Origin of the sequence: [Clostridium] saccharolyticum WM1, assembly GCF_000144625.1 — a bacterium.
Classification (GTDB): Bacteria; Bacillota; Clostridia; order Lachnospirales; family Lachnospiraceae; genus Lacrimispora; species Lacrimispora saccharolytica.
Genome location: NC_014376.1, coordinates 2,486,375 through 2,510,756, shown reverse-complemented (window position 1 = coordinate 2,510,756; position 24,382 = coordinate 2,486,375). Strand labels below are relative to the sequence as shown.

General features: G+C 46.4%; 22 protein-coding genes and 1 pseudogene. 19 read left to right on the top strand and 4 right to left on the bottom strand.

Annotated elements, in window-relative coordinates; genetic code table 11:
• Positions 1–56 precede the first annotated feature (56 nt).
• The 4 genes from nrdR (at position 57) to efp (ending at position 2,252) form a co-directional block, all read left to right on the top strand.
• Entirely contained in the window at positions 57–509 is a 453-nt protein-coding gene (gene nrdR, locus CLOSA_RS11785; protein ID WP_013272993.1) for a transcriptional regulator NrdR, read from the top strand.
• A 7-nt stretch (positions 510–516) separates the two neighbouring features.
• Positions 517–1,026 (top strand): YqeG family HAD IIIA-type phosphatase, encoded by a 510-nt coding sequence (locus tag CLOSA_RS11780; RefSeq protein ID WP_013272992.1) that lies wholly within the window; start codon positions 517–519, stop codon positions 1,024–1,026.
• Positions 1,027–1,153: 127 nt separating this feature from the next.
• Complete coding sequence (gene aroQ / locus CLOSA_RS11775) at positions 1,154–1,582, top strand: type II 3-dehydroquinate dehydratase (RefSeq protein WP_013272991.1); 429 nt, start codon at positions 1,154–1,156, stop codon at positions 1,580–1,582.
• Positions 1,583–1,694: 112 nt separating this feature from the next.
• Positions 1,695–2,252, top strand: a complete 558-nt coding sequence (gene efp, locus CLOSA_RS11770) for an elongation factor P (RefSeq protein ID WP_013272990.1) — start codon at positions 1,695–1,697, stop codon at positions 2,250–2,252.
• A 274-nt stretch (positions 2,253–2,526) separates the two neighbouring features.
• Here the strand turns inward: efp and CLOSA_RS21750 are convergent, their stop codons facing one another.
• Genes CLOSA_RS21750 through CLOSA_RS11750 form a run of 4 tightly spaced genes read right to left on the bottom strand, consistent with a single transcriptional unit; the run spans position 2,527 to position 6,402 of the window.
• A complete protein-coding gene (locus CLOSA_RS21750; RefSeq protein ID WP_013272989.1) occupies positions 2,527–2,904 on the bottom strand; it encodes a hypothetical protein in 378 nt (125 codons plus the stop codon).
• On the bottom strand, positions 2,877–3,758 hold the full coding sequence (locus tag CLOSA_RS11760; protein WP_013272988.1) for an MFS transporter: 882 nt from the start codon (positions 3,756–3,758) through the stop codon (positions 2,877–2,879). The genes CLOSA_RS21750 and CLOSA_RS11760 overlap by 28 nt, the downstream gene beginning before the upstream one ends.
• Complete coding sequence (locus tag CLOSA_RS11755) at positions 3,755–4,930, bottom strand: ROK family transcriptional regulator (RefSeq protein ID WP_013272987.1); 1,176 nt, start codon at positions 4,928–4,930, stop codon at positions 3,755–3,757. Before CLOSA_RS11755 ends, CLOSA_RS11760 begins: the two co-directional genes overlap by 4 nt.
• Before the next feature lie 8 nt (positions 4,931–4,938).
• Positions 4,939–6,402, bottom strand: coding sequence for an arylsulfatase (locus tag CLOSA_RS11750; RefSeq protein WP_013272986.1), 1,464 nt, complete (start codon positions 6,400–6,402; stop codon positions 4,939–4,941).
• A gap of 298 nt (positions 6,403–6,700) precedes the next feature.
• Between CLOSA_RS11750 and CLOSA_RS11745 the strand changes: the two genes are divergently transcribed.
• From CLOSA_RS11745 to CLOSA_RS11675, 15 genes and pseudogenes are all read left to right on the top strand, one after another.
• Positions 6,701–8,014 (top strand): ABC transporter substrate-binding protein, encoded by a 1,314-nt coding sequence (locus CLOSA_RS11745; protein WP_013272985.1) that lies wholly within the window; start codon positions 6,701–6,703, stop codon positions 8,012–8,014.
• Positions 8,015–8,118: 104 nt separating this feature from the next.
• Positions 8,119–9,012 carry a carbohydrate ABC transporter permease gene (locus CLOSA_RS11740; RefSeq protein WP_013272984.1) on the top strand — a complete coding sequence of 298 codons (894 nt, stop codon included), beginning with the start codon at positions 8,119–8,121 and terminating at the stop codon, positions 9,010–9,012.
• A gap of 11 nt (positions 9,013–9,023) precedes the next feature.
• Complete coding sequence (locus CLOSA_RS11735; RefSeq protein ID WP_013272983.1) at positions 9,024–9,857, top strand: carbohydrate ABC transporter permease; 834 nt, start codon at positions 9,024–9,026, stop codon at positions 9,855–9,857.
• Positions 9,858–9,869: 12 nt separating this feature from the next.
• Positions 9,870–11,180 (top strand): alkaline phosphatase family protein, encoded by a 1,311-nt coding sequence (locus CLOSA_RS11730; protein WP_013272982.1) that lies wholly within the window; start codon positions 9,870–9,872, stop codon positions 11,178–11,180.
• Positions 11,180–12,016, top strand: a complete 837-nt coding sequence (locus CLOSA_RS11725; protein ID WP_013272981.1) for an MBL fold metallo-hydrolase — start codon at positions 11,180–11,182, stop codon at positions 12,014–12,016. The genes CLOSA_RS11730 and CLOSA_RS11725 overlap by 1 nt, the downstream gene beginning before the upstream one ends.
• A gap of 41 nt (positions 12,017–12,057) precedes the next feature.
• Positions 12,058–12,747: an MgtC/SapB family protein gene (locus CLOSA_RS11720; RefSeq protein WP_013272980.1), complete on the top strand. Its 690-nt coding sequence runs from the start codon at positions 12,058–12,060 to the stop codon at positions 12,745–12,747.
• Between the two features lie 323 nt (positions 12,748–13,070).
• Complete coding sequence (gene argS, locus CLOSA_RS11715; RefSeq protein WP_013272979.1) at positions 13,071–14,840, top strand: arginine--tRNA ligase; 1,770 nt, start codon at positions 13,071–13,073, stop codon at positions 14,838–14,840.
• Between the two features lie 23 nt (positions 14,841–14,863).
• Positions 14,864–18,007: a DEAD/DEAH box helicase gene (locus CLOSA_RS11710; protein ID WP_013272978.1), complete on the top strand. Its 3,144-nt coding sequence runs from the start codon at positions 14,864–14,866 to the stop codon at positions 18,005–18,007.
• A 69-nt stretch (positions 18,008–18,076) separates the two neighbouring features.
• Positions 18,077–18,697: a flavodoxin family protein gene (locus CLOSA_RS11705; RefSeq protein ID WP_013272977.1), complete on the top strand. Its 621-nt coding sequence runs from the start codon at positions 18,077–18,079 to the stop codon at positions 18,695–18,697.
• Between the two features lie 115 nt (positions 18,698–18,812).
• Positions 18,813–20,942 (top strand): anaerobic ribonucleoside-triphosphate reductase, encoded by a 2,130-nt coding sequence (gene nrdD, locus CLOSA_RS11700; RefSeq protein WP_013272976.1) that lies wholly within the window; start codon positions 18,813–18,815, stop codon positions 20,940–20,942.
• An 11-nt stretch (positions 20,943–20,953) separates the two neighbouring features.
• Complete coding sequence (gene nrdG, locus CLOSA_RS11695; RefSeq protein WP_013272975.1) at positions 20,954–21,472, top strand: anaerobic ribonucleoside-triphosphate reductase activating protein; 519 nt, start codon at positions 20,954–20,956, stop codon at positions 21,470–21,472.
• 233 nt (positions 21,473–21,705) lie between these two features.
• A pseudogene (gene tnpA / locus CLOSA_RS11690) lies at positions 21,706–22,162 on the top strand (IS200/IS605 family transposase).
• Positions 22,163–22,424: 262 nt separating this feature from the next.
• Positions 22,425–22,883 (top strand): LytTR family DNA-binding domain-containing protein, encoded by a 459-nt coding sequence (locus CLOSA_RS11685; protein ID WP_013272974.1) that lies wholly within the window; start codon positions 22,425–22,427, stop codon positions 22,881–22,883.
• Complete coding sequence (locus CLOSA_RS11680) at positions 22,876–23,511, top strand: DUF4318 domain-containing protein (protein ID WP_013272973.1); 636 nt, start codon at positions 22,876–22,878, stop codon at positions 23,509–23,511. The genes CLOSA_RS11685 and CLOSA_RS11680 overlap by 8 nt, the downstream gene beginning before the upstream one ends.
• Before the next feature lie 119 nt (positions 23,512–23,630).
• Complete coding sequence (locus CLOSA_RS11675) at positions 23,631–24,335, top strand: type III PLP-dependent enzyme domain-containing protein (RefSeq protein ID WP_041708623.1); 705 nt, start codon at positions 23,631–23,633, stop codon at positions 24,333–24,335.
• The last annotated feature ends 47 nt before the right edge of the window (positions 24,336–24,382 follow it).

Here is a 24,382-nt window from a genome sequence, read left to right as displayed (position 1 = left end):
TCATGAAGTAAATTATGCCAATAAAATTACAGTCCGTAGACAGGAGGACCAGAAACGTGAAATGTCCATTTTGTAATGAAGCAGATACAAAGGTCATTGATTCCAGGCCGGCAGACGACAATAGCTCCATCAGACGCCGCAGACAGTGTGAGAAATGCGGGAAGCGGTTTACAACCTATGAGAAACTGGAGACCATGCCTCTCATGGTGATTAAAAAGGATAATTCCAGAGAGGTATATGACCGTTCAAAAATAGAATCAGGTATTCTTCATTCCTGCCATAAGCGTCCTGTCTCATCCCAGCAGATTGACTCCATGGTAGATGAGATAGAAACTCAGGTGTTCAACCGGGAAGAAAAGGAAGTGGAAAGTACGGTGATCGGAGAGCTTGTTATGAGAAAGCTGCAGGATGTAGATGAGGTGGCTTATGTCCGTTTTGCTTCCGTATACCGGGAATTCAAAGACGTAAATACATTTATGGAAGAAATAGGAAAATTATTAAAAAAGTAGGAGATCTATGTTTAAAATATTTTATCCGGATGAAGATGCGGCTTCTGCGTATGACATACCCTATGAGGATTTATATAAAAGAGGGATCAGAGGTGTGGTTTTTGATATTGACAATACTCTGGTACCTCATGATGCGCCTGCAGATGAAAGGGTAAGGAAGCTGTTTTTGCGTTTACATGACCTTGGGATGGAAACCTGCCTTCTTTCCAATAATAAGGAGCCGAGAGTGGCTGCCTTTGCCAGGTCTGCGGGCAGTCCCCGCTATATATTTAAAGGAAACAAGCCGGGGATTAAAGGATACCGGAAAGCTATGGATTTAATGGGAACGGATGTAAAACAGACGGTATTTGTTGGAGACCAGCTTTTTACCGATGTGTATGGGGCGAAAAGAGCCGGGATCTACAGCATCCTTGTAAAACCAATTCATCCAAAAGAAGAAATTCAAATCGTATTAAAAAGACTTTTGGAAGCGGTAGTGCTGTATTTTTACCACAGGGATAAGAAAAAACAACGATAGTACCATCAATGGCAGGAAGATTACCGGTGGGTAAAAGATGGTTTAACCGGTTATAATACGGATGAAACGGTCCGGACAAGCCGGCTGATCCCAAACGTACAGGAAATTGGAAAGGCGGTAAGCAGATATGAAAATTCTTGTATTAAACGGGCCGAATCTGAATTTTTTAGGGATCCGTGAAAAAGGAATATACGGAACAGAGGATTATCATGCACTGGTTTCCATGCTGGAAGAAAAAGCCCGGCAGGAAGGTCATGAACTGGAGATCTATCAGAGCAATTATGAAGGTGGGATCATCGATAAGATCCAGGAGGCATATCATAATGGCACGGAGGGTATCATCATCAACCCCGGAGCCTTTACCCATTACAGCTATGCGGTAAGAGATGCTCTGGGTTCCGTAGAGATACCAAAAGTGGAGGTTCACATATCCAATGTCCACAAGAGAGAAGAATTCCGCCATACCTCGGTGACAGCACCGGTTTGTACCGGACAGGTGGTTGGCCTTGGACTTAAGGGATATGCCCTGGCAATGGATTTTTTAACAGGAAAATAAGCACTCTGATCCAAAGAAAAGGGAGATATTTGTAAAAAACGGTTGAAAATGTATTTATTATAGTATAGAATATAAAAGGTTAAGAAGAGAAATTCAAGGAGGAATATCATTTATGATATCAGCGGGTGATTTTAGAAACGGTATCACATTGGAGATCGAGGGTACTGTATATCAGATTATGGAGTTCCAGCATGTAAAGCCTGGAAAGGGCGCTGCGTTCGTAAGGACTAAGATTAAAGATGTGGTAAACGGTGGCGTCGTAGAGCGCACATTCCGCCCGACAGAGAAGTTCCCACAGGCAAGAATCGACAGATTGGACATGCAGTATCTGTATGCCGATGGCGATCTTCATAACTTTATGGATACAAATACCTATGAGCAGGTAGCATTAGCACCGGATGTAATCGGTGATGCGTTAAAGTTTGTGAAAGAGAATGAGACGGTTAAGGTATGCTCTTATAATGGTAAGGTGTACTCCGTAGAGCCTCCGTTATTCGTGGAACTGGTTATCACAGATACAGAGCCGGGATTCAAAGGCGATACAGCCCAGGGTGCTACTAAGCCAGCTACGGTTGAAACTGGTGCAGTGGTTTATGTTCCATTATTTGTTGATCAGGGTGATAAAATCAAGATTGATACACGTACAGGTGAATACCTGTCCAGAGTATAATCAGAAAGTAAAAGGACCGGGATGACCGGTCTTTTTTGCTGTGGTGCACCCGGCCCGGACGGGCAAAACAGGCTGTCGGAGAATATCCGGCAGCCTGTTTGATTTGAAAGCGCTGATTGATATTTGCATAAGGAAATCTGCCCGGCTATTTAACTGCCTGCCCGTCATAAACAATACGCCCGTCAGAGATGGTATATATAGCATGTTCCGGTGGTGCTCCCTACAATGGTGCTGGCTTTAGGAGCCATAAGAATAAGTCTGTTGGAAGATATGGCTATCCATTCTCCTTCAGAAATTTTTTCCACCGCGGAACACAGATCAGACTTCCCAGGATTCCTATTGCTGCCACCATGCACAAAAATTTCAGGATAAAGGACCAGCCCGCAGAATCCGCCAGAGCGCCCAGACCGTAGACAGCAAGGCTGCTTCCTATATAGACCGTGGAATTGAGCAGGCCGGAGACGGTGGACACCTTGCCAAAGCGGATAAAATAGGAAGGGATAAAGCTGACCAGCATCACGTTGATGCCCATCATGCAGGAGGTTGTCACGGCAAAGAAAACCAGGGACCAAACCAGGGACACCCCTTCAAAAATTATCAAAAAGAGAATTGAGAAGAAGGAAATTACAAATAGGATGGCCGTGGTTTCCAATTCATTTTTCTCCCCTTCCTGTAAATCAGATTGGCAAAGTACACGCCAAACAGGTTGATAAACGGGAGAAAAGCGGTGGCAAAGATAGTGATAAAGGTTCCTACCTCATAGGTGTTGGAAAGGTAAGAGGGAACCCATCCCGTCACCCCATCCCTAAGGGCTCCCTGAATGGTCAGAAGAAAGCCTGCCAGGGACAGGAGCAGGATCAGATTTCCCGTAACCCGAAAGCACTGGGTATTGGTGCCGTACTGGTCCATGGACTTCCGGGTGCAACTGCCCTCTCTTTCCGGATATAAACGCTCCAGCCAGGCAAAGCCTGAGGCCCAGAGAAGGGATACTGCCAGCATAAAGCCGCCGGATACCAGAAACACCATCCTCCACCCGGAAACATAAATCAGGAAAGAGCATAGGGGATAGATGAGGAATACGGCTGCCGGATAAGTGGTGGCAATATTGACGCAGGCCGTTTTCTGCTCCTTTTCAGGAAGGTATTCCGAGAAGATGCGAAGCAGGGGGGACCAGGTCATGGACTGGGCGGCCCCGTTGACGCACCAGACCGCTGTCATAGCTTCCGGCGAGGTAAGAAAGCACATGGAAAGATTGGACAGGGAGGAGAGAAAGATCCCTGTGAAAATCATCCATTTGGGTGAAAAACGATCTCCCAGAAACCCGCTGATAATCTGTCCCAGCCCATAAGTGATGAAAAAGCCAGTCCCCACCAGTCCGCAGGTGCGGTTTAAATAGCCCTCTGCAGCAATAATTTCCGACATGGAGGCAGCGTAGTTCTGCCGCCCGATATAGGTGGAAAAATAGGCGATCCAGCATAAAAGGAATAGGAGGCGATGTTTATTCATTGTTCCTCCCCGGTGGTCCTGGTACAAATCTGCTTAAAATAGAATTCCCGGCTGGTGGCAATCAGACCCAGCACAGATGCCTTTTCTCCCAGTCTTGACGGGATAACAGGAACCGGGATAGCGGCATGATCGTCAACGATTTTTTGTATCCTTGGAATCAGCTGTTCCTCAAAGGCCAGGTAGTCGCCGCCAATGATCACCAGTTCACAGTCAATGACAGACAAAAGGTTGCAGACTGCACAGCCTAACTCCGTACTGATAAGATCCACCAGGGCGGTCACCTGAGGATCCTGCGCCTGATAGCGTTTGATCATATCCGGGAAGGTGACGGGCTCGCCCTGGCAGTCACAGCTAAGCTGCCTGAGTATGGAGTCAATGCAGATCCTGTTTTCCAGGGAAGCATTTTTTGAGGTAAGGCTTTCCGGAGTGATGCAAAAACCGATTTCACCTGCCGCCAGATGGTTTCCCTCGTGGAGCCTGCCGTTTAACAGGATTCCCGCGCCAACGCCCTGACCGCAGCTGATAAAGGCCAGATGGCTGCGGTCCCGGCCTCCGCCGCAGCACCATTCCCCAAGAACAGAAGCATTGGCGCTGTTTTTAATCAGGACAGGGACAGGAAATGCCTCTGTAAGACGATCCTCGATCAGTCCCACATTAAAATCCCCATATTTGGAACTGACAATATAATTTTTATCATTGTCATTGAGGATACCGGGAGCGGACACGGCAATAGCTGCTAAGTCCTGGTGGGTAATGCACTGGGAGGCCAGCAGCATGGATACCGCATTGATGCACATGGTGATCCAGGAATTCAAATCAGCGGTGGGGGTCTGCTGGATGGTAAACTGGTTCATGATGGTACCTCTTAAGTCACTTAAGCAGAAATAGGAATGCTGGTATTGAAAATCCATCACAATAATGTATTTAAAATTATCGCAGAAACGTAGAAGTGTCGGTTTTCTGCCGCCTCCGCTGGAACAAGCTCCTTCGCCGATCTCTTTAATAATGCCGATTTGTAAAAGAGCCGCCACATTGTCGGCCATGGACGGCTTGCTCATGTTCAGCATGCGGGCCAATTGGGCCTTGGAAGTGTCGCCTTTCTGAAAAATGGCGTCCAGGATAGCCCTTTGATTGATTGTACGGACATGGCTGAGATTTACTGTTTTTTTCATATGCACTCCTATTTATCAGATATGTTTGTCAGCTTAAACACCGGCTTTTTCCCCGGAATCAGGGAAATACCGTCAGAATAGCCTTCCTCCCGGTCCTTTAAGACTTCGATGAGACGTCCTTTCAGGCAGTCGATCCGTTCCCTGCAGCCTGGATCATGGATCCGGTCGCAAAGCTCCTTTGGGTCCTGATCCAGCTGAAAATAATGCTCTTCACCGGTCTGGCTGTACCAGATATATTTGTCTGTGGGGGTGACGATAAAATGGTTTGATATCTCCCCGCCACTGTGTTCGCCGTGCAAGTATTCCCTGTCAAAACCGGCTTCTCCAAACAGGGAGGGGAAAAAGCTTTGCCCGTCGGCCTCATCCGGAACAGGAAGGTTCAGGGAATCCAGAATGGTTGGCATGATGTCCCTTAATTCCACCAGGTCCCTGGAAACCGGGATCTGGGTCCTGCCTGGAAACAGGTTTTTTCCCACACGGACGATCATGGGGATCCGGATGCTGCCCTGGTAAGGCTGTACTTTCCGGAACAGGCCGTGATCAAACAGCAGCTCTCCATGATCGGAGAGGAAGATCAGAATGCTGTCCTCTAAAAGCTCCTCTCTGTAAAGAGCCTGCAAAAGCCGTCCGATCTGGTGATCCATATGGGTGATGCAGGCATAGTAGCCGATCATGGCATCCTGCTTGAGCTTATTATTTTTTGTTCCGTAAGGAGAATCATAAAGCCCTTCATAATCCTTTGCTTTATGGGAAAAATCTTCCCAGGTACCCATTGCAGGAGGCGCCAGCTCCCTGCTCCGGTAGATATCAAAATAATCCGAGGGAGCATCTAAGGGCGGATGAGGCCTTACAAAGGAGGTCATGAGGAAAAAGGGCAAGTCAGGATCCCGCTTTTCCAGGAAACGGATACTTTCCGTAACCGTCCAGTTGGTGGGATGGGACATGCTGTCGTACACCCAGGGCGAAGCAATGAAGGAATTGCATTCCAGGCCGGTATCATTGACATCCGCTGCATTCCCGTACCGGTCTTTCAGCCATCTTAAATAGCTGTCTCCATAAAGCTGGTTCTGCCGGGTTGGAAGGCCGGGCCTGCGGTAAAAGCCGATATATCCGTCATGAAGCGTCAGGTTATGGAAGCCGCAGCGGCGAAGGGGCGGATGAACGTGAAGCTTTCCCACCGCTTCCGTATGATAGCCGTTGCAGGATAAAACCTGGGGAAGCATGCTGGGATAATCCCAGTCAATTCCGTCCTGATAGCCCACCCGGCCGTGGCGCTCCTGGCTCATTCCTGTAAACAGGGCGGCTCTGGAAGGGATGCAGCTTGGACAGGAAGCGTAGGCATTTGGGAAATAGGTACCCTCTGCGGCCAGGGAATCCAGATATGGCGTTTGAACATCCGGGTGTCCCGCAACTCCCATACAGTCCCCTCGCATCTGGTCGCACATAATAAGAACAATATTCGGCTGTTTCATAAGCTCCTCCTGAAAGTGAAATCTTATTTGGTACATTCCATGACAAAGAAAGTAAGGAATAATTACTAATTTAATAAGGGTATTATACGCCATTATAGAATAAATGTAAATATATTTTAAAATTTTGATGGTATAGTGGTGAAAAGGTACGAATAAAATCAATAATCAAAACGGAAAAGGTGCATAATTTACAAAAAACTTCAAAATCCCTATTGACTTGATAAGGAAAACTTGCTAAGATGATGCCATCTACATAAAGTCCATGAAAACCTATCACCAAAAAGGAGGAGAATCAATCATGAAGAAAAGAATTGGAGTTCTCGCATTATCTTTCGGCCTGGTCTGTTCACTTTTGGCCGGATGCGGGAAAAGCGAACCGGCACCTGCCAAATCAACGGAGGAGACAGCCGCTGCAGCAGGGGAGACGGCTAAGGCAAAGGAAACCAAAGCAGAGGGGGACCAGGTAACCCTGGAGTTATATCTGCAGAAAACAAACGTAGTGGATGTTTTTCAGGAATTGACTACCCGTTTCGAAGAGCAGAACCCTGGAATCAAGATTGAGCTGACAAGTGTACCGGATCCGGAGACAGCTCTTGTTACAAGAATTGCTTCTAATGATTATCCGGACATTGTGACCATCTGGCCGGCAGAAAAATTTTACCGGGATCTGATGAGAGACGGAGCCCTGATGGATATTTCCGACCAGGCGTTCTTAAACGATGTGGCGGACGAAACAAGAGAGATTGCCAAATATGATGGAAAGGATTACGCACTTTCCATGACAATGAGCGCTTATGGCCTCATTGTTAATAATAAGCTGTTTGAGGACAATGGCATTGAGAAGCCGCAGACCTGGGATGAGCTGATTGCAGCAGCTGAAGCATTCCAGGCAAAAGGGATCCAGCCTTTTGCATTTTACGATAAATCCACAGAGCAGCTGGGGCAGATGGCAGAGCGGCTCATTGGTGTGATCAACAACGATATTACTTCTCAATTTCAGAAAGTGGGCAAAAAGGAGACAACCTGGGAAAATGAGAAAGAGATGAAGGTGCTGGCAGATGCCATGCTAAAGCTTCGCCAATACGGCCAGAAAGATACCCTGGGAGCAGGTTATGAGGACGCGTTCAACGATATTGCCACAGAAAAGGCAGCCATGATCTTTTACGGAAGCTGGGGTATCCAGACGATCCTTAACTTAAACCCGGATCTGGACATTGAAATGATAACCATCCCCAATCCTTCGGGAGAGGCCAGCAGGATTCCTGCCAGCATTGATACGGCACTTTCCATCACAGAAAGCTGCAAGAACAAGGAGGCAGCTCTTAAGTTCCTGGAATTCATGGGCTCTAAAGAGACTGCCCAGTATTATGCAGATACAGAGAAGAATCCATCCGTTATCAAGACCGTTGACTACAAGCGCCCGCAGCTTCAGACCATGAGCGAGAAGCTGAAAGCAGGTGACATGTTCTTCAGCCCATCCGTATATTGGCCGGCAGGCTTCCGCAAGAGCTGGGAAGTTCCCTTACAGCAGATGATCCTTTCCAAGGATGTGGATGCGTTTTTAAAGGACAGTGATTCTATCAGCGTCGAGTATTTTGAAAATGAACAATAAACAACCGTAACTGCATTGGTGCCGGTATGTGCTATGTGATGAGGCGGACGTTTCCCGGTAATTTCCATAAACGGCTGCCTCACTCTGATAGAGGGAGACAGAAAATGAACAGCCAAAGCAAAAGGATGACGTTTTATAAAAAACAATCCATTATTTTGAGCCTATTTGCAATTCCGCAGGCAATTGTCTATGTGATCTTTTTTATTGCCCCGATCCTTGGCGGAATCATTTACAGCTTCACCGATTATAACGGAATCAACAAAAAGCTGAACTTTGTTGGGCTTGAGAACTACCGGGCAGTATTCAGCAACTCCCGTTTCTTGAAAACCGTAATGTTCAATGTAACGTACAGCGCTCTCCTGGTTATCTTCATCGTGTCTTTAAGCCTGATACTTGCAATTATCTTAAACAGCAGCCTCCAGGGAAAGACCGTGTTCCGTTCTGTGTTCTTCTTTCCGGCAGTGCTACCGCTGCTTACCATGGGACTGGTGTTTAACAGCATTATCACAAAGGGCCTGCCGCAGCTAGGAGCAAACCTTGGCTTTGAAAGCTGGGAAATAAGTCTTTTGTCAAAGCCGGATACTGCCATGTATGCCATCCTGTTCGTAGCCATATGGCAGGGCCTGGCCATTCCCACGGTACTGTTTCTTGCAGGACTTCAGACCGTTCCCAGGGAGTTGGAGGAATCTGCAAGCCTGGATGGGGCCACGGCATGGAAAAAATTCCGTTTTATTACCCTGCCGTTTCTGGTTCCCACCATTACCATGGTATTTGTGCTGACCTTAAAACAGGGGCTTATGGTATTTGATCTGATTATGTCCATGACCCAGGGTGGCCCGGCAGGATCCACGGAGAGCATGGCAATGCTGATCTATAACCATGGTTTTGTGGAACGCCGCCTTAGTGTGGCCATGGCAGAGGCACTGATACTGGCAGTGATAGTCTGCACCGTTTCATTTATCCAGATTGTCTGGTCCAACAGGAAACGCATCTACTAGGAGGGTATGGCATGAACCAACGTAAAATACTAAATGCGGTGAAATACGGGATCCTGGTGTCAGGCTCTGTCCTGATTTTCCTTCCGATGATTCTGGTGGTAATGACTGCTTTTAAGTCAAATCTTCAGATCGCGGAAAGCTGGTTTTCCCTTCCGGTCCCACTGTACCTGGATAATTTTAAAACCCTGTTTGCAAAAAATGAACTGAAGTATGCGTTTTTAAACTCTGTTGTGATCGCAGGTGTTTTCCTGTTTATCAGTACGGTGACATTGCCCCTGACAGCCTACGGCGTATCCCGGATCATGGCGAATAACCGTTTTCTCCGTCTCTTTTACTACTTTTTGATTATCGGTCTTTTTGTCCCCTTCCAGGCGAAAATGATTCCCTTAATCATGATCGCCAGTAAGCTGGGAATGATGAACGTGCCGGGAATTATCGTACTGTACGTTGCCGGTTCTACCTGTGAGGGCGTATTCCTGTGCGCCGGTTATCTTCAGTCTATCCCGCCGGACATGGAGGAAGCCGCCTATATAGACGGAGCTGGTTTTTTAAGAACCTACACGAAGGTGATTCTGCCCCTTATGAAGCCGATCCTTGCCACGGTGGCGATCCAGAATGCGCTGTGGGTATGGAATGATTTCCAGCTCCCTCTGCTGGTTCTCAATAAATCGTCCAGGTTTTGGACGCTGATCCTTTATGTGTATAACTTTAAAACAGCATATCAGACGGATTTCGGTTTGATTTTTGCCTCATTCCTGATCTCCATGCTGCCAATCATGATATTCTATATTCTGATGCAGAAGCAGATTATCGGAGGTTTGACAGCAGGGGCTGTGAAAGGATAAAAAGGAGTTGTAATGAAAAAAAAGAAGCTGATTTTGGTATCTTTTGATGCCTTGTCCTGTACGGATTTAGAATATGTAAAAACCCTGCCTCATTTTTCCCGGATCATGAAAGAGGGGGCTTATTGCACCCATGTGCATTCTGTGTATCCATCCCTTACGTTTCCCAGCCATGCCAGCATTGCCACAGGCTGCCGTCCTTCCTCCCACGGAATCGTGAACAATTATGTGCTGGAGCCTTTTGCCCGGATTCACAAATGGAATTTTTACGCCTCCAGCTTAACGCGCAGAGCCATATGGGACTATGCTGCTGAAAATGGGAAACGGGTGATGAACATGTCCTGGCCGGTCAGTGCAGGAGGGAAAATGGCCTACTCCATGCCGGAAATGTCCCCTGTCAAGCCCAAGGTCTGGAACTTGGACAGCTTTGTGAGACAGATGAAAGTACTCTGCAAGTACGGAACCCCCCGTTTTGCCATGAGAACGCTTTTGTCAGACAGGGAGCTTCCAAAGGCATGGTTTCTGGGAAAACAGCCTAATCTGGATATGTCCATGATGGACCGGTTCCTGGACGCTGTGAACCGGTATGATTTTGATATTGCAATGCTTCACATTTACGGCCTGGACGATACAAAGCATACCTATGGAATCTATTCCGGGAAATGCCGGTATTATCTGAAGGAGTACGACAGATTTGTGGGGCAGCTCATGGATTATGCAAGGCAGTGCAGTGACCAGAATGTGACGCTCCTGTTCACAGGTGACCATTCCCAAAAGCAGGTGTCCTATGCCATACACGGCAACATGGTTCTGGAACGTCTGGGCTACTGCACTTATGAGAGTAAAAGGCTTACCGGCTACAGGGCTTACTTAGACTCCGGTGACGGAATGGCTTATATTTACATAAAGGGCGGTGATAAAGAACAGGTAACCGCCAGGGTGAAGGAAGCCTTTGCCGTAAACAGAGGAGTAAGCCGGGTAATGGAGAAACAGGATTTTGAGAATCTGGGATGTGACAAAGAAGCTGATCTGGTTCTTGAAGCAAGAGACGGTTATTACTTTGAGTCCGGATATGAAGAGGCAGCGGATGAAGAGGGGATTGTGAACAGCCATTACCAGGGAGTACATGGATACCTTCCCGATGGGGAAAATTACCAGACTATGATGTTTGCCTGGGGAGAGGACGTGGCTCCTTTCCAGGTGGAGACCATGGGAATCATTGATATTCTGCCTTCGGTTTGCCATTGGCTGAATATGAAAATTGATCCGGTGGATGGAACCGCCAGGACGCAGATGTGGAAGAAAAGAACGGGAGGAGATTCCTGATGGAGATCCGGTATTTAGGTACAGGAGCAGCGGAAGGAATTCCTGCCGTTTTCTGCCAATGTGAAACCTGCAGGAAGGCGGCAAAGCAGAAGGGGAAGGACATACGAACCAGGGCCAGCACCCTTGTCAATGGCAAGCTTCTCCTGGATATTTCTCCTGACCTGTATTTCCACAAGCTTTGTTATGATCTGGATTTGTGGAAGTTAAAAGCAGTCTGCGTCACTCACTCCCACAGTGATCATTTTGACAGCCAAGAGCTGACACGCCGCAGCAGCGCCAATTACTGCCATATCCATAGTGAGAGGCCTTTGACCGTCTATGGCAATTCCAAGGTCTGCCGCATGGGCAGGGAAAGCTTTAAGGAGGAGTTTGGAAAGGAAGAGGATCCGTCCGTGGTATTTCTGCTTGCCCAGCCGTTTTCGGAAATCAGGATGGAAGAACTGACGGTCATTCCCATTCCGGCTAATCATGATCCCAGGGAAATGTGTTTTATTTATCTGATAGAAGAGGGAGAAACCCTGATTCTCTATGCCAATGACACGGGTCTTTTAGGATCAGAAGTTTATGATTTCCTGAAAGGAAAGAGGCTTTCCCTTGTCAGCCTGGACTGTACCTTTGGTTTCAATAAATATCACGGCGGTACTCATATGGGAATAGAAGAAAATCTTGCTGTTGTAAAACATTTGGAGGAAGCTGGATGCCTGACCCCCTCCACCGTGATCACAGCAACCCATTTTTCCCATAACTGCAATATGAGCCATCAGGAACTGGAACAAAGACTTGGGGAGGCAGGAATCCGAGCTGCCTGGGACGGTATGATGCTGAAATGGAAATAATCATAACCATGTGACTTCATATATTGGAAGGGAGAGTATTGATGCCAAACGGAGAATTATTTGAAAGTATAAATCTGATATCCGTGCTGACGCGCCTGACCCTTGCGGTGATGCTGGGTGGAATTCTGGGATTTGAGCGGGGAAGAAAACGCAGGCCGGCAGGTCTTCGTACCTATATGATCGTCTGCCTGGCATCGGCCCTGGTGATGATCACGGGAGAATACCTGGTGGAGCGTTACCAGACCGGTGATCCGGCACGCCTGGGAGCCCAGGTGATCAGCGGAATCGGTTTCCTGGGCGCAGGCACTATCATCATTACCTCCAAGCAGGTAAAGGGACTGACTACTGCAGCAGGGCTTTGGGCATCGGCCTGCCTTGGTCTGGCGGTAGGAGCCGGATTTTATATGGGTTCTGTTCTGGCCGGAGTATTTTTACTGCTCATCATGTCCCTGATGCAAAAGATCGACCGCTATCTATGCCTGCGCTCCAACCACATCCATTTCTTTGCGGAATTTAAAACCATGGAGTCCATGGGAAATTTTATTCAGAAGCTCCGGGAAATGGGCTGCCAGCTGGATGATCTGGAGGTTAACTCCAGGCAAGGCTATACGGATTATGTGGGCGCCACCTTTTGGGTGAAAATGGATATGCCGGTAAATCATATAGAAGCGATTCAGGAAATGAGCGGAATAAAAGGGGTTAAATATCTGGAGGAGCTGGAATACATGTGAGATAGGACCCATTGATCCGCCATTAACGGAAATGCCGGGGCAGAATGTAATAAGGGAATATTGCAGTGATTAATGGTAAATATTATGGAATATAAAAAGAAAGCACCTTTTTGGGAAAAGATAAGGACTGTCTCAATCCTCTTGACTTAAAAAGGCGCTTATTTTATTAATGGAACATTATTTTCTGACCATAAGGCTGAGGGTCATGGGCAGCAGGGGTTTGGAAAAGAAAAGGGAAAAGAATTTGATTTTTAAGATTACTTGTAATATAATTAATATTTAGCTTAGAAATATCTGGAATAGAAAAAGGAGACCAGGGACTGATGAAGAAGATTCTTGATTTGATTACGGCAGAGATGAAGGCAGCGTTTGCAGACTGCGGATATGATGAGGCCTATGCAAAGGTGACCTTATCCAACCGCCCGGATCTTTGTGAATACCAGTGTAACGGAGCCATGGCAGCAGCAAAGGCATATAAAAAGAAACCTTTTGATATCGCATCGGAAGCAGTGGCAAAGCTTACGGGCAGCCATGTATTTGCCTCAGTAGATGCGGTGATGCCGGGATTTATCAATTTAAAGCTTAATTCAGATTATCTGGCAGAATATGTGGACGGTATGGCCGGCCAAGAGCAGTGCGGCTGTGAAAGAACTGAAAATCCCATGACCATTGTGGTGGATTACGGCGGAGCCAATGTGGCAAAGCCCCTCCATGTGGGCCATCTCCGTTCTGCCATTATCGGGGAAAGCATTAAGAGAATGGGCCGTTTTCTTGGTCATCAAGTCATTGGAGATGTCCATCTGGGAGACTGGGGCCTTCAGATGGGGCTGATTATTGAGGAGCTGAAGGACAGAAAGCCGGAGCTTCCTTATTTTGACCCATCCTTTGAAGGGGAGTATCCAAAGGAAGCGCCCTTTACCATCGGTGAATTGGAAGAGATCTACCCGGCTGCCAGTGCAAAAGCCAAGTCTGATGAGGAATTCAGCACAAGAGCCCATGATGCCACGTTAAAGCTGCAAAACGGTTTCAGGCCTTACCGTGCCATCTGGCAGCATATTATTGAAGTATCTGTTGCGGATTTAAAGAATAATTACGGAAATCTCAATGTTTCCTTTGATTTATGGAAAGGGGAAAGCGATGCGGAACCCTATATTGCCGGTTTGATAAAGGAACTGGAGGATCAGGGTCTTGCCTACGAGAGCCAGGGAGCTCTTGTGGTGGATATTGCAGAAGAGGGGGATCCCAAAGAACTTCCCCCCTGCATTGTAAGAAAATCTGATGGTGCGGCCCTTTATTCCACCTCTGATCTGGGAACCATCATTGAGAGGGAAAAAGAGATAAAGCCTGACTGGTACATTTATCTTACGGATAAACGCCAGGAGCTTCATTTTGTCCAGGTGTTCCGTGTGGCAAAGAAGGCCGGCTTTGTATCACAGGATAAAAAGATGTCCCATCTTTGTTTCGGTACAATGAACGGAAAAGACGGAAAGCCCTTTAAGACAAGGGATGGGGGAGTCATGCGTCTGGAAACTCTCATATCTGATATCAGCCAGGCAGCTTATGAAAAGATCATGGAGAACCGTACCGTTTCAGAAAAAGAGGCGGAGGAAACATCAAAAATTGTTGGAATGGCAGCTCTAAAATATGGGGATCTGTCCAATCAGGCGTCCAAGGACTATGTCTTTGACATGGACCGTTTCGTCTCCTTTGAGGGAAATACCGGTCCTTACATCCTTTATACCATTGTAAGGATCAAGTCCATCCTGGCAAAGTACCAGGGTATTGAAGATAAATACCAGGGGGAAGAGAAGATTCTTGCCGCTGCAACAGAGGCAGAAAAAGATCTGATGCTTCAGCTTTCCAGATACAATGAAATCATGGAAACCGGTTTTACGGAACTTGCGCCCCATAAGATATGCCAGTACATTTATGAACTGGCCAATGCATTTAACCGCTTTTATCATGATACCAAGATCATTACGGAAGAGGATAAAAAGAGGCAAGCATCCTGGGTACGCCTGATCGGGCTAGCCAAGGATGTATTGAATGCATGTATTGGCGTTTTGGGTATTGAGGCGCCGGAACGAATGTAAATGGTGAACGGATGTGAGAAACTATGAGAGTATCACACTTGACGACAAATACCTTCTGGAAAGGCGAATCAGGCGTCAGGGCTTTGGTAGAGGACCAGGGAAAGGAATATAAGGCAAGTCTGCATATCAAGGGTAGTCAGGTTTTTGACTACTCTTGTTCCTGTGCCCAGGGTAATTCTTACCGGGGCATGTGTTCCCACTGTCAAGCGTTGCTTGAAGCTTATAAGGAGCAGGAATTAAACCCTGGAAGGCCGGTGGTCACCTCCCAGCAGGCAAGAGCAATGATCCGTGAATATACCAACTGGGAAGTATCCCGCATCATGAGTGAGGGAGAAGAGGAGCAGGTAAAGCTTTCGGTAGCTCTTCTGGTCAGCCGCAGGGAGGTAAAGCTGGAGTTTAAACTGGGACGGGACCGTCTTTATCTGTTAAAGGATCTGACCGCCTTTGCCAGTGCGGTGGAGAATGGCACCTATGCAGAGTATGGAAAAAACCTGGCATTCCATCACACTCCTTCCGCCTTTGTAAAGGAGAGCCGGCCCCTTCTGGAATTTGTTCTTGAGATGGTTAACTTATACTGCGAGCATTATGAGCAGTTTCAGAAAAGTTCTTTTTCTACAAAGCCTGTTCTGCGGTTTTTAAATCTGAGCAGGGCAAACAGAGATCGGTTTTTTGGAATTATGATGGGGGAGACCCTGGAATTTGAAGATTATAAGGGACAGAAGCGGCAGCTTGAGGTGGTAGACCGCAATCCTGATCTGACGGTGACAATTACACACCAGGAGCGGGACGGGGTATTGGTATCCATTAATAAAGATCTTTTGACCTTTGAAGGGGAACACCGGTTATACCTTGCAGATACAAAATACTTATACTGCTGCGACCAGGACTGCAGCGAGGCTCTTTCCGTATTTTTCAAACAGATGATGGAAGGTTTTAAACCCTCCTATGAAACGGAGATCAATCATAAGGATATGCCTCTTTTTTATGAGCGGGTATTAAAAAGAATTGCATCCTATAGCACCATTGATTCCAGAGAGGTGGATTTAGAAGCTTTTAAGCCGGAGGAACTGAAAGCCCGGTTTGATTTTGATTCTGACGGACCCAACGATCTGATTTTAAAACCTACCCTTTCCTATGGAGACTATTCTTTCCAGCCGGTTGAGGATGAGCGCCTGCCCCGCACCGTGTGCCGGGACATACCGGGGGAATTCCGTATCAGCCGCCTTATCACCAGATATTTTAAATACAAGGAATATGAATCAGAATATCCGGCTATCCGGGATGATGAGGAAGCGGTATACCGGCTGCTGAATTCAGGGATCAGCGAGTTCATGGCTTTGGGAGAGGTGTATTTTTCCGAATCCTTTAAAAAATTAAAGATCCTGCCGCCTCCCAAGGTATCTGTCGGTGTCAGGAGCACTGGGAACTGGCTGGAGCTGAAGGTGGATACGGATGGCCTGTCCGGAGAGGATCTGACCAGACTTTTGCAGGTGTACAGCCAGAAAAAAAAGTATTACCGTCTAAAAAACGGGGAATTTATAAGCCTTGATGACAACGGGCTTTTAACGGTTGCAAAGCTGGTGGAGGGTTTATCCGCAGACCCGGATGCGCTGAACAAAACGTACCGCCTGCCCAAATACAGAGCGCTGTATCTGGACAGCATTCTGAAAGAAGGAAGCGGTATAACTCTTTACAGGGACCAGCTTTATAAAGCTGTGGTCAGGGGGATGAAGTCCGTAGAGGACAGCGATTTTGAGATTCCCAAACCCCTCCGGCAAGTGCTGAGAGGGTATCAAAAAACTGGATACCGCTGGCTTAAGACCCTGGACAGCTATGGTTTTGGGGGAATCCTTGCCGATGATATGGGCCTTGGAAAGACCATTCAGGTCATCGCCCTGCTCCTTGATGAAGCAGGGAAAAAGGAACATACCACCTCCCTCATTGTCTGCCCGGCTTCTCTGGTATACAACTGGGAGAACGAATTCCACATCTTTGCTCCTTCTCTTAAGGTTGTAACAGTAACCGGGCAGGCCGGAGAGCGGGAAGCGCTGCTCATGCATAAAGGGGAGGAAGATGTGCTGATCACTTCCTATGATTTGTTAAAGAGGGACATTGATCTTTACAAAAGCAGATTCTTCCGGTTTCAAATCATTGACGAGGCCCAGTACATTAAAAATGCGTCCACGCAAAGCGCCAGGGCGGTGAAAAGCATTGATGCTGGAAACCGGTTTGCATTAACAGGTACCCCCATTGAAAACCGTCTGTCAGAGTTATGGAGTATTTTTGATTTTCTCATGCCGGGATTTCTGTTTACCTACCGCAAATTTAAAAAGGAGTATGAACAGCCTATTGTCCGGGACCAGGAGCAGACGGTGCTGGAAAGCCTTCATCGCCTGATCGGCCCTTTTCTGTTAAGGCGGCTTAAGAAGGATGTGCTGAAAGAGCTGCCGGATAAGCTGGAAACCATTGTTTATTCCGTTTTTGACAAGGAACAGAAGGAACTGTACACAGCAAATGCATTTCTCTTAAAGCAGGAGCTTGAACGACTGGAGGACAGACGGGGAAGGGATAACATACAGATCCTTGCGGCACTTACCAGGCTCCGGCAGATCTGCTGTGATCCACATTTATGCTACAACAATTATAAGGGGGAATCGGCGAAACTGGAAACCTGTATGGACCTGATTCGAAACGGAGTGGAAGGAGGACATAAGATCCTGCTTTTTTCTCAGTTTACCTCCATGCTGGAGATTATGGAACAAAGGTTGAAAAAGGAGGCCGTCCCGTACTACATGCTGACAGGAGCAACGCCTAAAGAAGAGAGGCTTCATATGGTGAACTCCTTTAAAGATGATGAAATTCCCTTGTTCCTTATTTCCCTTAAGGCGGGGGGAACCGGACTTAACCTGACAGCTGCGGACGTTGTCATACATTTTGATCCATGGTGGAACGTGGCGGCACAGAACCAGGCAACGGACCGGGCCCACCGGATCGGTCAGGAAAAGCAGGTAAGCGTATTCAAGCTGATTACAAAGAATACCATTGAGGAGAATATTTTAAAGCTTCAGGAATCCAAAAAGGATCTGGCGGAACAGATTATAACGGAAGGAACCGTTTCCTTAAGTAATCTTACCAAAGAGGATCTGATGGGGCTTTTGAATATATAAAAAATATTACCGTTGCAAAAGAAACAAATAACATCTCCGTAAGTGATTTGAAGAAAGGATGGATGAGTGATGAAAGTGTTAATGTTAAACGGAAGCCCTCATGAGAGAGGCTGTACCAACCGAGCCCTCCTTGAAGTGGAAAGGGCTTTGAATGAGGAAGGCATTGAGACGGAAATTCTTCATGTGGGGAGCCAGTCTGTTCATGGCTGTATTGCCTGCCAGAAGTGTTCGGAAACAGGAAGATGCGTATTTAATTATGACATGGTGAATCAGGTGCTGGATAAAATGGAAACAGCGGCAGGGCTGGTTGTAGGTTCTCCGGTTCACTATGCTTCTCCCAACGGCACAGTGCTTTCCTTTCTGGACCGTTTGTTTTATGCAGGAAGAAATTTTGCATTTAAACCGGGGGCTGCCGTTGTGTCCGCACGGAGAGCAGGTACCACGGCTTCTCTAGATGTATTAAACAAATATTTTACAATAGCCCAGATGCCGGTGGTTTCCTCCTCTTACTGGAATATGGTTCACGGTTTTACGCCCCAGGAGGTGGAGCAGGATCTGGAAGGGCTTCACACCATGAGAACTCTGGGTAAAAATATGGCATGGCTGTTAAAATGTCTGGAAGTGGGAAAGGCCGCAGGAATCAGCTTTCCATCCAAGGAAGAAATTCCAAGAACAAATTTTATCCGATAAAAGATGCAAAAATTCCCTTTACTTTTTCTTCCTGTAGTGTATAATTAGAAAAGCACTAGATGTAGTGTAATTAAAATAAATGACACAAAATATAGAAGAGGTTAAGGTGACAGGAATGATTAAGGTTCAGAAGCGGGACGGCAGGATTGTAGAATATGACAGAGAAAAGATCGTTACGGCCATTGGAAAGGCGAATGCGGAAGTGGAAGCCAGTGAGCAGGCCGGAGAGGAAATGATCGATGGAATACTGGATTTTGTGGAGAGCCACGCAGAGGATGTAATCAACGTAGAGACCATCCAGGACATGATCGAGAGCGGACTTGTGAATAGGAATAAGTATACCCTTTCCAAGAAGTATATCATATACCGTTACCAAAGAGCGCTTCTCAGAAAAGCAAATACAACGGATGAGTCCATTCTGAAGCTGATTAAGAACGAGAACAAGGAATTGGCTGAGGAAAATTCCAATAAGAATACCATTCTGGCTTCTACCCAGAGGGATTATATCGCAGGGGAGGTATCCAGGGATTTAACAAAAAGAATGCTCCTTCCTGAGCGGATTTCCCTTGCCCATGAGCAGGGAGCCATTCATTTCCATGATGCAGATTATTTCGTCCAGCCCATTTTCAACTGCTGCCTGATCAATATCGGTGATATGCTGGATAACGGTACTGTAATGAATGAAAAAATGATTGAAAGTCCAAAGAGCTTTCAGGTGGCATGCACCGTCATGACCCAGATCATTGCGGCTGTTGCCAGCAACCAGTATGGCGGTCAGTCTGTGGATATCCGGCATTTGGGAAAATACTTGAGAAAAAGCAACGTAAAATTCCATAACCAGATCCATGAAGAATTCGGCGATACAGTAACTGGTGAAATGGTGGAGAAAATGGCGGCTGTTCGTCTGAGAGATGAACTGAAATCCGGCGTCCAGACCATACAGTATCAGATCAACACCTTAATGACCACCAACGGGCAGGCTCCCTTTGTCACCCTGTTTTTATATCTTGATGAAAATGATGAATATATCAGAGAAAATGCCTTGATTGTAGAGGAAGTGCTCCGCCAGAGACTGGAAGGGATCAAGAACGAGGCAGGTGCTTATGTTACTCCCGCATTTCCTAAGCTGATCTATGTCTTAGATGAAAACAACTGCTTAAAGGGCGGAAAATATGATTATATAACAAAGCTGGCTGTGAAATGCTCTTCCAAGCGCATGTATCCGGACTATATATCTGCCAAGAAGATGAGGGAGAACTACGAGGGAAATGTATTCAGCTGTATGGGGTGCAGAAGCTTCCTGTCTACCTGGAAGGATGAAAACGGCAATTACAAGTTTGAGGGAAGGTTCAATCAGGGAGTGGTTAGCCTTAACCTGCCCCAGATCGGAATACTTGCAAAGGGAGATGAAGATACCTTCTGGAAGCTTTTGGATGAACGCCTGAATCTGTGCTATGAAGCACTGATGTGCAGGCATAAGTCCCTGGAAGGGACTCTTTCCGATGTAAGCCCGATTCACTGGCAGTATGGGGCCATCGCAAGACTGAAAAAGGGAGAAAAGATCGATCCGCTGCTTCGAAATGGCTATTCCACCATTTCCCTGGGATATATCGGCCTATATGAGATGACAAAGCTTATGAAAGGTGTCAGCCATACGACACCGGAGGGAGAAGAATTCGCCCTTCGCGTCATGAACCACATGAGAAAGACTGTGGACCAGTGGAAGAATCAGACCGGCCTTGGTTTCGGCTTATACGGAACACCGGCAGAATCTCTTTGCTACAGATTTGCAAAAATCGACAGGGAACGTTTTGGTATCATACCGGATGTGACGGATAAGGGATATTACACCAACTCCTATCACGTAGATGTGAGGGAATCCATTGATGCATTCAGTAAATTCAACTTTGAAAGCCAGTTCCAGAAGATCTCCTCTGGCGGGGCTATTTCCTATGTGGAGGTTCCCAATATGCAGCACAATCTGGAGGCAATGGAGGAAGTGGTAAGGTTCATTTACGATAACATCCAGTATGCAGAGTTTAACACCAAATCAGATTATTGCCAGGAATGCGGCTTTGACGGCGAGATCATCATCAACGACGACATGGAATGGGAATGTCCTCAGTGCCACAACAAAGATAAGAAACGGATGAATGTGACCAGAAGAACCTGCGGTTATCTGGGAGAGAATTTCTGGAACACGGGAAAGACAAAGGAGATCAAATCCAGAGTCCTTCACCTGTAGGAGGCGGTACCATGAATTATGCGACCATAAAGCCTACGGATGTAGCCAACGGTCCGGGGGTCAGGGTATCCTTATTTGTCAGCGGGTGCAACCATCGCTGCAGGGAATGCTTTAATTCGGAAGCCTGGGATTTTCATTACGGCAAGGAGTACGGACCCGAAACCTTGTTAAAAATACTGGAATATTTAGACCATACCTACATTGCCGGCTTAAGCCTTTTAGGAGGAGAACCCATGGACCCGGCAAATCAAAAGGGCATTCTGTCTCTGGTGGAGAAGGTAAAGGAACGGTTTCCCGAAAAGACCATCTGGTGTTACACCGGATACGATTTTAAACGGGATATTCTGGAAGACATGGCGGAAAAGCTGGCCGAGACAAAGCGGATACTGGCGTGCCTTGATGTTCTGGTAGACGGAAGGTTTGAGGTGGATAAAAAGGATTTAAAGCTGCGTTTTAGAGGGTCATCCAATCAGAGGATTATTAAAGTACAGGAATCCCTGGCAACGGGAACCATCGTGCTGTGGGAATAGGAGAACAGGGTATTTTGCTGCCTGCGTTAGGCGGAGTCAAAATACCCTGTTTTTTATTTTATGGGCTTTAGCCTGTTGAACATGGGTGAGTTTCTCTTTAAGAGAAATGAATCCATGTGAAATAATAAACCACCCGCTATGCGGGTGCGAGTCAGTAAGTTATACAAAAAATCACCTTTCCGATTATAATAGAGGTGTCCAAGCCACTATTAGAGAAAGGAAAGGTGATTTCAATGGCGAAGAAAGCCAATGAACTGGCACACACGAAATGGATGTGCAAATATCATATCGTCTTCACACCTAAGTATAGACGAAAAGTAATTTATAATCAATACAAGGAAGATTTGAGAGAAGTCTTGAAGCAACTATGTAATTATAAGGGGGGTCCAAATCTTAGAAGGCCATATTATGCCGGATCATGTACATATGCTGGTAAGTATTCCACCTAAAATTAGCATATCCAGTTTTATGGGTTATCAGAAAGGCAAATCCGCCCTTATGATGTTTGATCGCCACGCAAACCTAAAGTATAAATTCGGAAACCGACATTTTTGGTCGGAAGGATACTATGTAAGCACAGTAGGACTAAATGAGGACACCATCCGAAAATATATACAGTAGCAGGAAAAAGCGGATATTATGCAAGATAAACTAAGTGTAAAAGAATACGAGGACCCTTTTAAGGGTTAGTCGGTATTACAAAGGCCCCTTCAGGGGCGGCGACGAGTCAAAAGCATAGTGGCTTGAACGAAGTGAAAGCCAGCGCCTTGAGACGCTGGCCTAGTATCAAAGGGTTATACCCTTTTCACAAGCCACCCGTTTTACGGGTGGTCTTGACGGGGAAAGGACAGACCCATTGCTACTTACCCTTTCCATCCGGCCACTTACCCAAAAACCCTGTAAATGCAGTATCAAATATGATATGATGAACTTGCAGTCAGGAGGAAACAGTATGAGGGTTAATATAAAAACAATCGGTTATGAGACAGAAGAATTTGCGGATCTGTACATTCAGGAGCAGGATGATGCAATGAGCCGTCTTGTGGAATATTTGGAACAGGACTTATTCCGGTCAGTAACACTTTTGTGCCAGACAGGAGATAAAATCTGCAGGATCTCAAGCTTAGAAATCTATCTCATTGAAACGGTAAAGGAAAAACAGGTGGTCCATACGGGACAGGAGACCTACGAGTTGAATAAGAGGCTTTATGAACTGGAACGGCTTCTTCCATCGAATTTTATCCGGATATCCAAGTCGGTGATCATTAACATAGATAAAGTGAGAACCTATACTCCCATGCTCAATGGGATTATGAAGGTTTCCATGTTGAATTCCCAGGTGACTTATATTTCCAGAAAGTATTTGAGAGAGGTAAGAGACAGGATTTTGGAGGTAAAGCATTATGATTAAAAACATGGAAAAAAGAGAAGCATTTTGGGAAATACTGCTTTCCGGGGCTGATTTGGGAACGATTTTATTTGCAGGAGCTGTTATGGGACTTTGGATTTTTTCCGGCCCGCAGGGGATGGAGATCCTCATGGACCGCCTTGGTCTGATTTTTCTCATCTATCTGGTGGCTGGCTGGCTGCTTCAGTTCTTAAAACACTTGCCTGAAATGGACTTAAGCTGGCTTCGGGGCATGGCTTTTATGTATTGGTATTATATTATTTTGTTCCTCCTATTGCTTCTTGCCAGATTTCTTCCGGATTATTTAAGATACATGGTCTTATCGGATGCTGTGGTGCTTTTCGGAAGATGGGTGCTGAATTATCTTTACGTAAAACGAACTGCCAATCAACTGAATATGGCTAAGGGAGGGCGTACTCTGGTCATTGACTTAAAGGATAAACCTGGCACGAAGGAAGAATTCTTCTCTGTCCTGGAAGATTACTGCATAAAAAACCGCCTGAGCCTGGAATATGTAAAACGGGAGATACCGGCAGTGGTGAAGCTTGACGGAGTCCTTCATGAAGTGGATTTAAGGAGTTACTATACCTATGGGGGAGCCATATATACCATGGATATTACCAAGCTTTAACTGACCATAGACGGGAACGAGAATTTTCCTTAGCTCCGATATCCATGGAAAAAGAACTTGAAATATGATCCATATGGGTTATTCTAAAAGTAAAACCAATGGATAAGGAGAAGACCTATATGAATGACGGAATGGAAAGGACTGAGTCAGTGCTGGAGCAGATTCCCGGTTTTCAATATCTCTATAAAGGGGAAGTCAATGATGACACGGTGAAGCATCTCATTAAAAAGGACTGGGCCTTAGAGGCGGAAGACCGGGAGGCAGTCCGGCTGGCATCTTTGGCCGGAATGGGCAAGAACGATATTTACTTCACGGCTCTAAACAAAGATCCGGCAGCCATAAAAGCAGTCATTGGAACCTGCAGGTTCGTTGTCTCCAGTTTAAAAGAGTTGGAGCTTATCAATGAAGCGGCTGCCGGGTCCCTGGCCCCGGGACATCTGGAGGTGATAGGGATCGCCGTGATTCCGGAAGCTTATGACAAAGGAATACTGCCGGGGTTCCGAGTGGAAGAATTGAACCGATTATCTGCAGAAGCCAGAAAATTGCGTTTTATATCCATACGCGGCTGTTTCATCCAGGGAAATACAAAAAGGCTGTCTGGAGAAAGTCTTGGAAGATATTTGAGAGATTGCTATGAAACCGCTAAGCTGGTAACCACAACCATACCCTGCGGCATGTCTTATATAAATGCAGGCAATTTTATGGAACCTGCCACTCAAATTATGGAATCAGATCAGGAAGCCATGGAAAAGCTCCGGACGGCAGCAAAGATCATGGTCAACCAGAATCAGACTGCTTTTTATGCGAAGCTGCTGCTGCAATAATGAAAAAGACCTCCCCGCTGTGAGACACTGTAACTGCCTCTCACAGC